Here is a 15,893-nt window from a genome sequence, read left to right on the forward strand (position 1 = left end):
CTCGCGAATCCGGGGATATTTTACAACTGGCCGCGCACCTGTGTTGCCGCCTCTATGGTGACACGTGCTACTTCAACCAGTTCGTTGAAGGGGATGGGGGAGGGAGTGCCTGACATAATGGCCGAAAGGAACGCGCGGGCGCAGGCTTCGTGCCCCTTGTCCTGCTTCCATAAGGCCATTTTCTTGAAATCCGGCCACCCAAATCCCTTAAGTACCCGAAAATTATCAAGCTGCAGAATGCGCCCCGCGGTAAAGACTTCAATCCGCTCTTTGGGAAAAGAACTCGCACCATTTGCCAGATAATGAATGGTTCCTGTTGAGCCGTCCGCAAAGCCGAGTGTTATCGCAACATTATCCTCGGTCACCGCCATGCTGTCGTTTTTTCCAATACTGCGGGCAGATACGCTGGTGATATCCTGACCGGCAAGAAAACGCATTAAATCAATAAAATGGCATGCCTCTCCAATGATACGACCACCACCGATGTCTGGATTCTGCGTCCAGTGTTCTGCAGGAATTTTACCGGCGTTCACGGTCATGATAAATGCTTTTGGTTCCACAACCCCCTCGAGCATCGCCTTCATTTTGATGATGTGAGGCGAGAATCTGCGATTAAAACCGACCATCAGAAGGCGGCTGCTGCCAGCAAGCTCATTAGTTAACCGGGCTGCCTGCACCTGTGATAATTCCTCAAGGTTGAGTGCCAGTGGCTTTTCAACAAACACGTGTTTATGACGATTAAGCGCTTTGGTCACAAACCCTGCGTGCGTATCATGGCGCGTGACAATGACTACCGTGTTTATCTCAGGTGTATCCAGCATGCTGTCAACATCGGTGGAGGCTATCGCAAATCCGGCTTTTTTACCGTGAATAACCGCGTTCACCCCGCCTGAGGTGACCAGGGTATGAAACTGTGCTCCGCTTCGTTGAAGGGCCGGCAACAGCATGCGCGAGGCGTAATTTCCTGCGCCAATGACACCGAGTACCGGTTTTGCAGGTGAAAAATGCACGCGATTATCTGAAAGCACAACCCGTCTGACCGCTCGCGCCTCTGCGGTCGCACTGTATTGAAGCAGCACACCCAGCGCGCTTCTGTCTTCAGTCAGCATCTGATACGCCGCAGGCGCTCCCTCAAAATTGTAACGGTGCGTTATCAGTGGCCTTACATCCAGCGCACCGGTGGCCATCATATCAAGAACTGCTTCAAAATTGCGCTGCGCGGTCCAGCGCACATGGCCGATGGGGAAATCAAGGCCCTTTTCCTCATAGGCTGGCTCATAGCGTCCGGGTCCATAGGAGCAGGACACCTGAAAAGAGAGTTCCTTGTCGTAAAAATCAGCCCGGTTAAGTTCAAGACCCGCCACGCCAACAAGCACGATACGCCCACGTTTTCGGCACATTCTCGCCGCCTGAGTCACGGGCTCACTGGAACGGGAAGAAGCCGTGATAAGTACGCCATCCACCCCAACACCACGGCTGAACGCAAGGCCGGCCTGAACCACATCCGCACCCTCATGCGAAGGATTGCAAATGGTCGCGCCAAATTTTTCAGCAAGCTCCAGCCTTGCATCATCAAAATCAACCGCCAGAACGCGACAACCATGGGCTCTCAAAAGCTGTACCGTCAAAAGTCCAATGAGTCCGACGCCCATGACTACAAACGATTCACCGAGCGTCGGCTGCACAAGGCGAATTCCCTGCAGGCCGATGCTTGCGACCACCGTAAACACGGCACTTTCATCATCCACTTCATCAGGAACCAGCGCGCAAAGCTTTGGGGAAACCCGAACCACTTCCGAATGCGGACCATTGCAGATTACCCGATCTCCGGGCTTGAAGCCGGTTACATTTTTACCCACCTCCGCCACGACTCCCATGCTGCAGTATCCCAGCGAAACCGGTTGATCAAGCTTGGATTTAACGGCCTCAAGGGTATTCAGCAAACCATCGGTTTTTATTTTATCGAGCACCATCCGCACTTTTTCAGGCTGCTGACGCGCTTTCTGCAGGTAAGATGCCTTGCCAAAATCAACGAGCATCCGCTCCGTTCCGATTGAAATCAAGGAGCGGCTTGCGTGAATAACCAGAGTGTCAGCGGTTGCAGACATACAGGGCGCTTCTACAATGCTCGTCTCACCATTGCCCATGTTTTGCGTTATCTGTTTCATATAATTCCTTTGGTTCAATCTGTTCGCGCTTACACCACTCCACTGTCGACGGATTCAACCATCCCCGAAAACGCACTGTTCCGCATTTTTTCTGATGTTTGCGAAGCCTGCTGCATAACCCCTTGAATGATGCGCGCGGCTTTGTGCATATCCGCTTCACTCAGGGTCGGATGAACGAGAAACATCAAACTGGTTTCGCCAAGACGCTTCGCGACCGGGAACTCTCTTGAGGGGCGTACGCCCGCTTTTTCAAACGCTTTTTCACGGTGAATTTCAGGGCAGCTGCCGCTGAAACAAGGTACATTCTGCGCCGCGATTTCCTGCATGATGCGATCACGATTCCAGTCAGGCTTCAGGTGTTCCGGTCGCACAAAAGTATAGTATTTGTAATGCGCATGACCGATGTGCTCCGGCGGAAAACTTAAGCGAAGCGCTGGAATGTAGGCAAGCGCGTGGCTGAGAATGGAGGCGTTACGGCTTCGCGTACGCAGCCATTCCGGCAGCTTTCTGAGCTGAGCACGCCCAATTGCCGCCTGCACTTCCGTCATGCGCCAGTTGGTTCCAAAGGAGTCATGCAGCCAGCGGAATCCCGGAGGATGCTCTTGATGATAAACCGTTGCATAGCCTTTGCCGTGGTCTTTAAGCGTCCATATTTTTTCCCAGATTACCGGGTCATTGGTGGTGACCATGCCTCCTTCGCCACCAGTCGTGATAATTTTATCCTGGCAGAAAGAAAATGCGGCCACATCTCCCCATGCGCCCACCTGGCGCCCTTTATAAGTAGCACCATGCGCCTGTGCACAGTCTTCTATTACCTTGAGATTGTGGCGACGCGCCAGGTCCATGATGGCGTCCATGTTGCATGGCCATCCGGCAAGGTGTACGGCAATAATTGCTTTGGTTTTTGGGGTTATCAACGGCTCTATGGTTTCTGCCGTAATGTTTTGCGATTCCTGGTTAACATCAGCAAGGACTGGTGTGGCGCCAAGCATCATGATGCAGCTGGCAGATGCAATAAAGGTTCTACAGGTAGTAATGACTTCATCGCCCGGACCAATGTCAAGGGCATGTAAGGCGGCCTCGAGCGCTACCGTACCATTCATGACGGCAACGGCATATTGTGTACCTACCGCTTCTGCATATTCCTGTTCGAACGCTTTACACTCGTTCCCTGTCCAATAATTGGTTTTTCCAGAAGACAACACGCGCTCTACTGCATCAAGTTCTTCTTGTGAGTGGTATGGCCAATGAGTGTTTTGCATATACTTCATCCTGAATATTCAATCCGATTCCATGCGCCAGACATGCGCGCCATCCGAGGCTGCTGTGCAGCCGATAGATTTACGATGTTACCCTTCCTTTAAAGCCAGACATCCAGTCTGACAGCGTTTTAACCTCCTTTATCTCCTGAACTTACCGCAGGGTGAGTGCCCGTGTTAAATGCATCAAAACGTGACACTGTCGCCTGCCCTGTTTCGTTAATTCCCTGGCGCAGAATCACGGCAAAAACGGTCTTTATAAGAATTTTGATATCCAGCATAAAGGAGATATTCTGCGTGTACCATACATCGTGTTCAAACTTGCTCTCCCAGCTGAGCGTATTTCGTCCATTAACCTGCGCCCAACCAGTGAGTCCGGGGCGCGCATCATGCCGATGCTGCTGCTGCGGGCTGTAATGCGGCAGGTATTCAACCAGCAGCGGACGAGGCCCCACAAGGCTCATGTCACCTTTCAGCACGTTATAAAGCTCTGGGAGTTCATCAAGACTTAAACTCCTGAGCACACGGCCAACAGGGTGAGCGCGCTCTGCATCACTTTTCATGACATTCTGCGCATCACGAACTTCTTTCATGGTTCTAAATTTATAAAGCTTAAAAATCTGGCCTTTAAGCCCCGGTCGCTCCTGCATAAACAAAACGGGCGCACCAAGCGTAAGGCGCACCAGCAGAGCAATCAGTATCATGAGTGGTGAGAGTAATAAAAGCATCGATGCTGCAATCACTACATCAAAAATACGCTTACCCCATTTCTGGTACATGAGCTCCCCCTCGGCTTGCAGCCATTACCCGCTCCAGCACGTTCACAAACTCTGCCGCAAGCGTGTCTCTGTCAAATTTTTTTGCAAGTACTGCGGCATTGCGTCCGTAAAGCCTGCACTTTTCACGGTTTTCGGCTAATTCTAAAAGACGCGCAGCAAACAGTTGTGCATCTCCCGGCGCCACAGAAAAGCCGCAGTCGGCTTCCTGTATCAGTTCTGACAACCAGCCCGGGTAATTGCAGATAACCGCAAGACCGCTCGCAATATAGTCAAAAAACTTATTTGGTGAGGTTCCATAATAAAAAGCCGGTACATTCTGCAACACCATCAAACCAACATCCGCTCGACGATAAAGACCCGCTATCGCCTGCTTTGGCAGGGTGGGCAAAAAGACGCAGTTATCAAGGCTCTCCCGCTGAGCACGCTCAATAAGCGCGGGCTTTATTTTTCCATCACCGACAAAGAGCAGTTTGATGTGTGATGCATTCTGCCGTTTTAATTCTTTCGCCACATCGAGCAGCGCATCAAGACCATTGGCTAATCCGTGAGAGCCTGCAAAAATTCCCACAAAATCTTCAGGATTAATTCCTGCTGGAGACTGACTCGGTAAATCTTCTGTGAAAAGTGCATTATCACAACCATTGGGAATCATGCTGATGCGTGATGAGTCGATATTAAGTGCCTTTATGCCTTCGACAATCCCCGGAGCGAGACCGATACAGTGATCAGCCGCATGGCAGCTTGTCCACTCCAGCATTGACATCGCCTTAAGTACCAGAGGATTGGTAATTACGCCCATGGCGCGGGGCAGCTCCGGCCATAAATCACGCACCTCAAACACAAAGGGTTTTCGACGAAAGATTTTTGCAAAAATGCCAGGAATACCCGCGGTCAATGGCGTAGAGGTGGCAAATACAAGGTCATATTTATGCACGAGCGCTATCCAGACTGCGCGCATGGAATACTGTAAAAACATAAGGGTGCGGGTAAAAAAACCCTGACTATTGGAATAAGGCAGGTTCAACTCGATAATATCGATACCATCAACAGTGCCGCAGCGCCTGCCTCGATGAAATTCACCCTGAAGACCGGTAACACCGGAGCTGTAACGGCCACAGACCATGGTCACTTCATGGCCAAGAGCAACAAGACGTCTGGCAAACTCATAGGAACGGGTACCGCCGCCACCGCCGGTATTGGTGTAATGCTGATGAAAATATAATATGCGCACGACGTCTCCCTGTTTTGCACACAATAATCGTTACGGGTAAGTCCCTATACCGCCTGTTTTGAGGAGATCTCCAGACTTGTACTGATATTTCCAAACATCTCGACTCGCCTGATTATTGGCCCATCACCATTGCCAAGATGAATATCGGCCTGCCAATCCGATGATGCTGCTTTTAAATGCTGCCCCTCAAGCACAACATCGATTGCCTGGGGGCTGAATACGGTCCAAAACACCACTTTTTTCGCCCGCACTTCTGACACTTTACTGAGTGCAGGCGCCTTCTTGTGATAATAAAGGGATTGCCAGCCATATGCCTGGTCACTGGATGCCCGCGTCAGCCTGTGCACGGCCGACACGGAGGCGCCAGTCATGATGGTATACGCGAGGCCTTCAGGATGCAGGTTTAAACAACCGGTTTCAGGATTCCACTGATGGGGGAAATCACCGGTCAACCAGTGGAGCGTGTAGTCATGCATACCGTCACTCTGGAGTGCATCGATAACAACCCAGTGCTCTTCACCCAGACAAATAACTGCCCGACGGTGAGAGACCGGATGACGCATGCGGGCATAGCCATTGTGCTGTCCCTGCCAGCAGACAACATGGGCTGATTCTTCAACATTAAGAAGTTCAGCACGGCTCCACGGCAACCACAAAAACCGGCTCACTTTATCCATCTGATCCATTCCATCCACCATTATGGTGTTATGAAAACGGGTAGATGAAAAGTTCGCATCTTCACGGTCGGAAGGGTTGTAACTGAAGGTTCCAGGATCCATGGCCATGTTAAAACCTTTCCACCATATATCCACATGAAGCTGGTCTGCATGTGCCGGCCGATGCCTGAAGCTGGCGCACCGAATCAGTGCCCAGCCACTTGCTTTACGGATAGTGTAATATCCCCCCTCGGCTGCGGCGAATGATGCAGGCGATGTGGCCTCAACCGGTGCGCTCAGTGCAGACTCTCCAAACAGCCACAATAAATCTTCATCCCAGGGGCCTTCGTTAAAGCAGCGCTTTCCACGAAAATAATAGGACATCGCCTGCAAAACAGGCCGATAGTCCTGATAATCACAGTTACAAAGGGGCAAAATCAGGGCGCCATCATTTGAGCCGGAGTTCGGCACTTTACCCGTCAGAGGGTCATGCAGCTGGTATAAAAACTGCCAGGCCTTTTCTATTTTTTGCAAAAGTGCGGTATCAAGCGGGAACGATAGCCTGCGACTTACTGCAAACACCCAAAGATAGTCCTGCAGCATTACCCGATGATAATTCAGTGAATGCTGACTAAAGCCACCATCTGCATAGACCAGACGGTCAGCTTCGCGACAAAGATGCTGCATGCCTGTTTTAACCCATTGGCCTGCCTGCCTGAATTCGGGGAAAAGCACACCGACTGCCCACAATCCCATGGCTTCGCTGATGCCGTGGTTATTTTGCTGATTGAGGGCATAGTCAATGTTTGCAAAAATCCGGTGTGCAGACTCTCCAAGCATTACCGCAAGATTTTTGATGCGTTCAGGTGTAGTGGCTTTTGCAGAAAGAAAAGCAAAAAAAGCAAAGCAGCAGGCCATCACTCGAAAGCTTATTTCCTGTCCACATTTCCAGTGCACGCCTTCATTAGGCGGATTATGTCGCCACCAGTCTTCAAACAACTGCCAGAAGCTTTCAGCATATTGCTCATCGCCCGTTCGCCCCCACGCACGAACCAGGGTATAGGCAAAGCCAAAGCGCCCGAGCTCCCAGACAAGCTTGATATCGCCCTGCGCAAAATCCGGTATCTCGGACCAGTGTCCCTTGGGATAGATAGACGCTTTATCAATCGGGTTTTGCCACCAGTTCGGCGGGTATCCGAGGGGCAGCGTCATATGGGAAAAAAGGGTAAAGGTACCGTTTTGTATCGCCCGCGCCTCGGCAATGGCGTCTTTTTCAGCTGTGGTAAAACGGTCCCAGTCAACCGCCGAAACAACTACAGGCAAATGAGGTGCCTCAAACCTGCGATATTGCGCGTAGGCCACGTCATCGGCAAACACCGGATTATCGCTAAGAGCTGTAAGTGAGCATTGCTGATGCGTCTTAACCGGCGTTTTTTGGCGCATCAACCCGGCTTGAGCCTTGAGGGCATACAAAAGCCTTGAGGCGGTCCAGCCAACCCCCATATACCTGACCAGCTGCAGCGCGTGACGAATCTTTTTCATGACTGGATGACTCTGGCGTATCTACAGGACATCGCCCCCCACCCTCTGACGATGTCCACCTGATTTATAAACTGTCAACACCCGGATGGTAACGTGTAAAAAGCGTTTTGGCATCAAGCGCCAAGGCCACCGCGACGGAAATCATAAACCCTATAAAGAGCCCCGCCAGCATAAAGAGCGTGCGGTTTGGAGAGGTTGGTCGAGTATCAATATCGGGTGCACCGGCAATCTGGTAGGCTTTAACGTCTTTTGTATTGAAAGTCAGTCCTTTAAGGTGTTCGATGGCAGCTTTTTTCTCAATAATGCCTTTGGTATATGGCTCATCGTTGATACGCTTCTCAAGTGCCAGAATGTTTCTGTCATTGTTAATTTTGTAAAGTTTTTCCTGAAGCGCCGAAACTTTTTGCGAGTATGCAAGGGACTGCTTGCGCGATTCTATCAGTTCGATTTCCTTCTCGAGGTAACGTGTACCACGAAGATAAAGGTCATTACGGTTGTTAATATCAATAACAACGGCTTTATCTCCAACGCGCTGGGGACGGTCATAACCATTCACAATACCAAGGCGGCGTGCAATAACCAGTGCGTGCTTCAAATTTTCGAGGCGGTATTGCTTGTCGCGCGTATCACGCATGGTCATGGCAACGAGGCTGTCATTAAGAGAAGCCAGCTGTATGGCACGTTTGTCTTTTAAAAGCTCAACCGTATTTTGACGTTTTTTCTTGATAACAGCGATATCCTTAACCATTTCTTTCTGGAGTTTTTCAATGCTCAGTTGAACCATTACCTTTTTATCACGTACAAGATCGTCCAAAATGCGATTATTGGTATACTCGAGATATTCGATGTTTTTATCTGCATTAAAACTCAGTACCGGTGAAACTGTTATCAAATCGGCCTCAAGACTGTTGTCTTTCATGACTTCTTTGTTTTTGACTTTATTTTCTGAATTATTTTTGCGGATAACCGATACTCTGTAGGCGTCTGCAAGTTTATTAAGGGTGCGAATTTTCGCTTTTTCAGTGCTGATTCCTTTCTCGGCAAATACTTTCTGAGCGATGCCGCTTGCAGAGAGGTAATCGATGATATTACCGCGCTGTTCAAGTTTTTTCACAAAAAGTTTAAACAACCCTGTACCTTTTAGTTGCATGTCAGAGTTATGGAGCAGGTTTTCATACATGTACAACCGCGGTGCCACGATGCTGGTTCTGACCTGGTAGGTGGGCGTTATAAAAAAGGAAAACAGCCATCCGATAACAGCAGCGGCGGCGGTAGCGGCAAGGATGGTCCATCGGTGTTTATAGAAACAAAGGACAATACTGATAAAATCAATGCGACTGCCAAAATACTGCCCGTTTGTTGTTGTATGCTCAGGCTGCAGCATGTTTGGTTTTGGTAAATCCATTTGACCGTTCATTGCACAATATCCTTGTTAATGCAAACCGCTTCCATACTCTGCGACAGATATTTCCAAAAAAGACTTTCACATCGCACGTTGACTTCATTCTATTGCGATTTGTCTGCTTGTCAAGGTCGCATCAGCACGCTTGTGAGATTAAGCGCCAGAGGCTTGCAGAGGCTCGATTGATGGTATTTTTTGGATATGCTAACCTCGTCACTAACGGCTGCCTCGTCAGTCATGCAGAATGATATGGACATGATTTTCAATGAAAACGGCATTTGGAACACTCGCGCGGCTGCATTATCTTTCTCGAAGAGCATGGGCGCGCCTGCTTATGACTCTCTATAAAAATCGCCTCAAAAAATGCGGTCGAAACGTTGTTTTCGACCCCGTAAATTCTGTTATCACTTACGAGAGCGTAGAAATAGGTGACCATGTATTTATCGGCGGGGGCGCGTGGTTTTCATCGAGCGAGGCCGCTCCCGTTCGCATTGGTTCATGCGTCATGTTTGGCCCGGGCGTAACACTGCTTTGCGGAGACCATGCCTTTCGGGAGCGGGGCGTGCCGATGTATTTTGTCAAAAAGGACGCCCCCTCTAAACACTCGGCAGCGATTGATATCAAGGACGATGTCTGGATAGGTGCGAATGTTACTGTTCTAAAAGGCGTCACGATTGGTCGCGGTTCCGTGATTGCGGCGGGCAGTGTGGTCAATAAACCTGTGCCTGAATATGCGATTGTCGCGGGCGTTCCCGCAAAAGTCATTGGCCAGCGATTTGACGATCAGGCCCTAAGTGAACATAAAGCGCTGCTTGAGAAAAACGGGTTTTTACCATGAGTCGCCATGCTGCGGTCTATGTGGGAGGCATCGGCTTCTCCAAATTTGCGCTGCTTTTAACAGGTGCGCTGACAGCACAAATTGCGGGCCCTCTTGCCTATGCGCAGTTTGTGTTGTTTCTCACGTTTGGAAATGTCCTTATCAACCTGTGTTCAATGGGGATTATTCCGCGCATTCTGGCACTTCCTGAAAGCGAAGGTCAGGAAATGCAACTGCTAATGAGAGGCGCGCTTGCCAGTCTGTTGATGGCTCTGCTAATTGCGGCTTTCGTTACTTTTGCGACACAGCCGCATAATCCTCAGGGATTGCTGTTTTTTTTGAGTACTTCTTTTTATTTTGCTGGAAATTATCTGCTGCTCCTTGTGAGCGCACAACATAACCGCCGACATCAGCATCACATTGCCGGATGGCTTTGGGTTGCCGCTGGCACAGTAACAATGGCTGGATGTGGAGTTGTCCTGCTTTTAGCCGGATACCCTGCCGGCATGCTTACGTTTGCGCTGCTTTGGGCTCTTTTCGGCCTGTGCTGTTTTTTCATGCTGCGGGAGCGGGGCACGCCTCTGGAGTCCACTGCCCGCATTCTGTCAATGTCCACTGCATTTGCGATGTTTCGCAGCATGTACAGCGGACTTTTTGGCCTGCCTTTTCTTTTTATATTCTATGCGATAGCACAGGAAATTATTGCATCAGAATCCCTGGCTTTGAAGGCCGCCTATATGCTGGGGTTGCAATTGTTCACCATCACGACGTTTCTTCCTGGCGTTCTTGGCGCGGTTTTTCTGCCCGCGCTGTCACAAACGGCGCCGGAACATCAGCATACACTCGTTAAAAAGCTGACACTGGCTTACTGCGGTATTGGCCTCTTACTGCTGGGAGGAACATGGCTCGGCATGCAATACCTCTTTTCCCTCTACCACATTCCCTTTACCAGTGAAACAGAGACAGTCATTGTTCTCTGGCAGCTGTCCAGTGTGGTCGCCGCCGTTGGAGCCGTTCAGAATCAGATTCTTGTTGTGCGCAAAGCCTATGGCTTTTTACTCGCAGGAAGCCTCATCTGGGGAGGTGTTGCCTTATCTGCCGCCTCGCTCACGGGATTTAGCGCACAGGGCGCGTCATTGGCCATACTGCTCGCCTATGTGTCCCTGCAGGGCCTTTACTGGTGGCACTATAACCGGTCACAAAAGCGCGTGAGCAGCTCGGCTGAAACACATGCGCCCCGCGTTTTCATGCTGGCAAACCCCTATAGTCCGCATGTACGCCACTGGAGAGCGCTGCTTGATAAGCTTGGAGCCGAGGTCAGGGTGTTTACGGCTCATGAGAGCACAGAGGGACCTGCCTCAAGCCGCGAGAGTGACAGCGTATTTCCACTGGGGCGACTCCGAAAACTGCCAATTTATGCCCGCTATGTCGCCCTCGGCCTTTGGGCGCGCTTCACACCTCGCATTCCCCGCGGAACACTGCTTCATGCCCACAATACCTCTGGATATGGTTTATCCGCCTTTCTAAGTGGCAGACCCTATATTATTACCACCTATGGAAGTGAAATTTTTGACGCCCAAAACCGTGGAAAGCTCTACCGCCTGCTGCTGCGCCGTATTTTAAGAGGTGCGCGCGCCGTCACCTCGGCATCCCCCGCCATGACAGAGGCTCTGACACGCAATTTTGCACTGCCAAAATCAATTGTTCATGAGTTCAGCCTGGGTGTCAGTGAAAACTTTGTCTACAGCGAGGCCGCGCGTCTTGGTACAAGAGCCACTCTTGGCATCAAGGACTCTCCGGTTTGGATGGTAAACCGTCGTATCCATCCGCATTATCATACGCTTGAGGTAGTGAAGGCCTTTCTTGCGTTCAGAAAAGCGCATGGATGCGGTCACCTTGTACTCGCTGCCGGTGATGCTGACCGCCAATACCTGCAGAAAGTAGAGCAACTGTGCGCAGAACTTCCCGAAGTACAGCTCATAAAGGGCTTTCTGTCACAAACTGAACTTGCAAAACTGCTGTGTGCGGCGGATTTCTGCATTTCCGTTCCGGGTACTGACCAGCTGTCTTCTTCCATTCTCGAAGGTGCCGCCTGCGGTGCTTACCCGGTTCTTGCAAAACTTGCCTCGTATGCACCCGTCAGCGACTTCAGCTATCAGTTTACGATTAGCGACTTTCGCGACAGTCGCGCATTTGAGCCGCTTTTTTTTGTGTCGTATGAAAAAATGACGACTAAAGACTATGAGCGCGATCGCCTGAGTCTTTTTGATGCGGTTAAAAAATTCCGCTTTGAATCAGTATTGCCAAAAATTTGCGCGCTGTATGAAGGGCTTTTCAAGGATTATCCTGTCGCGGCAGCGCAAATGCACTTGAACAATGACAGGCCATTTTCTACGGATTAAACGAGGTTTAAGGATGAACACGGGGTTTACTGCTGCAAGACCAACGCTGACACAACATTATCTGCGGATGGCTTTTCTCGGCCTTTTTGTCATAAGCCTGCTGGTAGCCTTTTTTTGCCAGTGGTCAGGCACTTCCGATGCCATCATTAAATCTGGAACATTCGCTTTTATCTGCGGGATTATTCTAAGCACCTGCCTTTCAGGCAGCGGCGCGCTGTCTGCCTCCGTTTTATGTCTGGTCGCCTTCGCTTTTTACGCGCTTGCCGTCCCACTGCACCATCTTTTCAATCAGGATTACGATGACAGTGGAGTACAGTTTGTTACAAGCATGTGCGTAGTCGGGCTTGCCGGTCAAATTTTTGGTTACCTGTTGATGGGAAAACCGCGATTTACCCGTATGCCTACACCAACAAACACATCATCCTTCGGGTTGTCAGTCATTATCCTCGGAACACTTGCGCTCATCATCGCCATTGGCGCCACTTCTGGATTCTCAGCCTATTTTCAGGCGGGTTACGCCGGTCGCGCACTTCTGAAACGTGAGGTGGGGCCGGTCGAGCTTGGCCTGTATTATATTGTTGTAGGATATCTTTTTGTGGCCTTTAACTGGCTGTTTCGTACCAGTGGCAGGCGTTCTGTCGGTATGGGATTTTTTCTACTGGGTTTCCTTGGTGTATTTGTTGTGTATGTCAGCTTCCTTGGCATCAGAAGACCTAGCTTTTTTATGGTATTTTCACTCGTAACGCTCTACTTTTTGAGCATCCGTGGCAAGGCATCGAAATCCATATTGTTTCTAACGCTCTTCATGGCATTCTTATTCGGGATTTTCGCGCAGTTTCGTCAGGTATTATCCGACCATGGCGCCATGGAAGCACTGACATATGTCTTTACGCATTTTGATTTTTCATGGTTCGACCTGTCTTCAAGCGAACTTGGAGCACCCTTTCGCACCATGCTGGATGTGAAAGACACCTGGTTTGCAGATGGATGGCAATGGGGCAGGAGTTATGTAGACGCTCTGGTAAACGTGTTTCCATCGTCTCTCGTTAAATACAGAGACAGTCTGAGTGTCGAATACACCAATGCCTTCTTTACACAGGACTACATCGCCATTGGCGGCAATATGGGGTTTTTTCCTGTGACCGAGGCGTATCTCAACTTTGGCGCACCGGGAGTCTTTTTCGAGTTTTTCATTCTGGGACTTTTCATCAAATACGTTGAAAATCGCGCAATAGAGCAGGCGGATGTTCTGCATACCGTCATCTGCGCCATCATGGTGCCCTGGTTCTTTTTCTTCCTTCGCACCGATTTTTCCTCATTTCTTAAATCATTCACCTACTCGATAATTCCCGTTTTTTTTGCCTACACACTTTATGCCATAGCACAAATGTTTCGCCAGAATCCTCCTTTAAAGACCGTCTGATATCACCGGGATAAACCATGAACCATACCGAACAAACCACCTGCGCCAAAGAAGATAAACCCGCCTGTATTCTTATCGGTGCCGGAGGGCATGCCAAGGTGCTGCTCGCGCTGCTGCGCCTTCAGGGCTGGAATATCCTTGGCGCGTGCTGTCCCCTGCTTGCAAAACGTGGTGAAACCCACTGGCGGGGGCATTCCCTACTGGGAGCGGAAGACGCCATCCTTGAGTTTAACCCCGAAACCACACACCTTATAAACGGGGTCGGCATGCGTGTTGACAGCGATGCCCGTCAGCGAGTCTATGAGCGCTTCAAACATCTGGGCTATCATTTCCCGGCGATTGTGCATCCACGCGCATTTGTCGATGAAGATGTTATTCTCAAGGAGGGTGTACAGGTAATGGCCGGTGCCATTATTCAGCCAGATGCCATCATCGGCGAAAATACGATTATCAACAGTCGGGCAAGTGTTGATCATGACTGTCTGATTGGCGCCAATGTCCATATCGCACCAGGTGCCGTACTTTGTGGACAGGTGCGTGTAGGACATGGCACTTTTATCGGGTGTGGCTCTGCCATTGCGCAGGGGCTTAGCCTTGGTGAAAATGTTATTGTGGGAGCCGGGGTTTCGGTGGTGCGTGACATTCAGGCTGGCACAAGGGTTATCCCAGCGGCTGTTCGTACACAGGTCTTTTCCAGCATCTGACAAGTAGTGATATACTTTACAGAGAACTTGTTTTACCCGGACTGCCATATGCCCTCCCCCCTCGAACTCCTCATCCGCGAAGCCGATGTCGCACTTCGTACGCTTTTCCCAGAAGGCGCGCGCCCGGGTTCTCGCCCCATGCCGGGGGCTGAATTGTCGGAGGCAGGAATGAAGGACGAGGCGCGTCGTCATGCGGGCGGGCTGATGCGCGTGAATCATTCGGGTGAAGTGTGCGCTCAGGCGCTCTATCAGGGGCAGGCATTGACCGCGAAACTCCCCGAGGTGCGTGAAGAAATGCAGCATGCGGCGGCTGAAGAAACCGAACACCTTGCATGGTGTGAGGCGCGCCTTAAGGAGCTTGACTCTAAACCCAGTCTCTTAAATCCCCTCTGGTATGCCGCTTCATTTGGCATCGGTGCGCTGGCAGGGCTTGCCGGTGACGACTGGAGCCTCGGTTTTGTTGCGGAAACTGAGCACCAGGTGAGCGCGCATCTGCAGGGTCATCTGGAAAGCCTGCCCTCTGAAGACGCAAAAACAAGGGCCATCATTCAACAAATGGACATTGATGAGCGAGAGCATGCAAAAATGGCTGAGCGCGCCGGTGCACGCGACCTGCCCGCTCCCGTCAAAACACTGATGGGGCTCGTTTCTAAAGTCATGACGCGTACCAGTTATTACTTCTAGAGCGCCAATCGGCTCAAGTTCGAACAAATCGACATCCGATTTTTACAGATGATATTAGGGCGTGTGGGCATAAAATATTGATTAGAATGCAGGCCTGCCGGAAGTTCCCGAATATTTTCCTCCTGCTTAGGGCGCCAAAAAACACATGGGATTCTCAAAAAGAGAAACAGTCTGGTATTTTACTCATTTCCCATATAATATGTCATTAAGCCGCAAGAATGAGGATACTAAATGGGCGAGTTGGTTCTTGAGGTTGCTGAAAGACTAAAAATCGCAAGGCTGGCAAATCTTTTTAAAACGGCAAAAGAATTCGCCATACATCATTCCATTCCTGTAACAACCTACGCACAGCATGAAAGCGGAAAAAGAGCTCTCGGTATTGAAAGCCTCTTCAGTTATGCCGAAATGCTGGGGGTTGATCCTGCATGGCTTTTAACTGGACGAAGCCCAGCCGTCACCGACTTGGATAAGGATTTGCTGGAAGGGCGGATTTTTGAACGGCAGGAAAGGGCGCTCTATTCCGGAAACACACATGTCGGCAACATGTTTTTTATCGATGAAAATAAGAAATTTTCGACAATAAATATCACTTTGCTTCGAAATATTTTAGCGCAGATCTGTTTGCTGTATACACAGGTTCCTGGGCACAATGTAATGAATTTAATAGATTTTTCTTTTGATTTATATAATAAAATAATCGGCATTAATGGGAATGAGTCAGAAAAAAACATGTTAATATCATTATCCGTGTCCTCATTCTTAAAAGGCGTAGGCATCACTGCCAGTGATGATATCGTCAAGCGCATTTCCAGTGCGTTATAGACAG

12 protein-coding genes are annotated in these 15,893 nt (G+C 50.0%); 6 read left to right on the forward strand and 6 right to left on the reverse strand.

What is annotated here, in order from left to right:
- Positions 1 to 20 precede the first annotated feature (20 nt).
- From E4T54_RS05675 to E4T54_RS05700, 6 genes are all read right to left on the reverse strand, one after another.
- Positions 21 to 2,168, reverse strand: coding sequence for a bi-domain-containing oxidoreductase (locus tag E4T54_RS05675; protein ID WP_028386231.1), 2,148 nt, complete (start codon positions 2,166 to 2,168; stop codon positions 21 to 23).
- A 29-nt stretch (positions 2,169 to 2,197) separates the two neighbouring features.
- Positions 2,198 to 3,430: a DegT/DnrJ/EryC1/StrS family aminotransferase gene (locus tag E4T54_RS05680; protein WP_065230334.1), complete on the reverse strand. Its 1,233-nt coding sequence runs from the start codon at positions 3,428 to 3,430 to the stop codon at positions 2,198 to 2,200.
- A gap of 128 nt (positions 3,431 to 3,558) precedes the next feature.
- The gene (locus E4T54_RS05685) at positions 3,559 to 4,206 is read right to left on the reverse strand and encodes a sugar transferase (protein WP_028386232.1); all 648 of its coding nucleotides are present in this window, start codon (positions 4,204 to 4,206) and stop codon (positions 3,559 to 3,561) included.
- On the reverse strand, positions 4,187 to 5,437 hold the full coding sequence (locus E4T54_RS05690; RefSeq protein ID WP_051550862.1) for a glycosyltransferase family 4 protein: 1,251 nt from the start codon (positions 5,435 to 5,437) through the stop codon (positions 4,187 to 4,189). The genes E4T54_RS05685 and E4T54_RS05690 overlap by 20 nt, the downstream gene beginning before the upstream one ends.
- A gap of 44 nt (positions 5,438 to 5,481) precedes the next feature.
- A complete protein-coding gene (locus E4T54_RS05695) occupies positions 5,482 to 7,635 on the reverse strand; it encodes an alginate lyase family protein (protein ID WP_035902007.1) in 2,154 nt (717 codons plus the stop codon).
- Positions 7,636 to 7,699: 64 nt separating this feature from the next.
- On the reverse strand, positions 7,700 to 9,052 hold the full coding sequence (locus E4T54_RS05700) for a Wzz/FepE/Etk N-terminal domain-containing protein (protein WP_028386233.1): 1,353 nt from the start codon (positions 9,050 to 9,052) through the stop codon (positions 7,700 to 7,702).
- 250 nt (positions 9,053 to 9,302) lie between these two features.
- Here E4T54_RS05700 and E4T54_RS05705 point away from each other — a divergent pair, with 250 nt between their 5' ends.
- The 6 genes from E4T54_RS05705 to E4T54_RS05730 all read left to right on the forward strand — a co-directional run bounded on the left by E4T54_RS05705 (position 9,303) and on the right by E4T54_RS05730 (position 15,889).
- Positions 9,303 to 9,875, forward strand: coding sequence for an acyltransferase (locus E4T54_RS05705; protein ID WP_028386234.1), 573 nt, complete (start codon positions 9,303 to 9,305; stop codon positions 9,873 to 9,875).
- Positions 9,872 to 12,256, forward strand: a complete 2,385-nt coding sequence (locus tag E4T54_RS05710; protein WP_051550863.1) for a glycosyltransferase — start codon at positions 9,872 to 9,874, stop codon at positions 12,254 to 12,256. Before E4T54_RS05705 ends, E4T54_RS05710 begins: the two co-directional genes overlap by 4 nt.
- 13 nt (positions 12,257 to 12,269) lie before the next feature.
- On the forward strand, positions 12,270 to 13,679 hold the full coding sequence (locus tag E4T54_RS05715; RefSeq protein ID WP_028386235.1) for an oligosaccharide repeat unit polymerase: 1,410 nt from the start codon (positions 12,270 to 12,272) through the stop codon (positions 13,677 to 13,679).
- A gap of 17 nt (positions 13,680 to 13,696) precedes the next feature.
- Positions 13,697 to 14,383 carry an acetyltransferase gene (locus E4T54_RS05720; protein ID WP_051550864.1) on the forward strand — a complete coding sequence of 229 codons (687 nt, stop codon included), beginning with the start codon at positions 13,697 to 13,699 and terminating at the stop codon, positions 14,381 to 14,383.
- A gap of 48 nt (positions 14,384 to 14,431) precedes the next feature.
- Positions 14,432 to 15,067 carry a 2-polyprenyl-3-methyl-6-methoxy-1,4-benzoquinone monooxygenase gene (gene coq7, locus E4T54_RS05725; protein WP_028386237.1) on the forward strand — a complete coding sequence of 212 codons (636 nt, stop codon included), beginning with the start codon at positions 14,432 to 14,434 and terminating at the stop codon, positions 15,065 to 15,067.
- Positions 15,068 to 15,298: 231 nt separating this feature from the next.
- On the forward strand, positions 15,299 to 15,889 hold the full coding sequence (locus tag E4T54_RS05730; RefSeq protein WP_028386238.1) for a helix-turn-helix domain-containing protein: 591 nt from the start codon (positions 15,299 to 15,301) through the stop codon (positions 15,887 to 15,889).
- Positions 15,890 to 15,893 lie beyond the last annotated feature (4 nt).

This window comes from Legionella geestiana (genome assembly GCF_004571195.1).
GTDB classification, from domain to species: domain Bacteria; phylum Pseudomonadota; class Gammaproteobacteria; order Legionellales; family Legionellaceae; genus Legionella_B; species Legionella_B geestiana.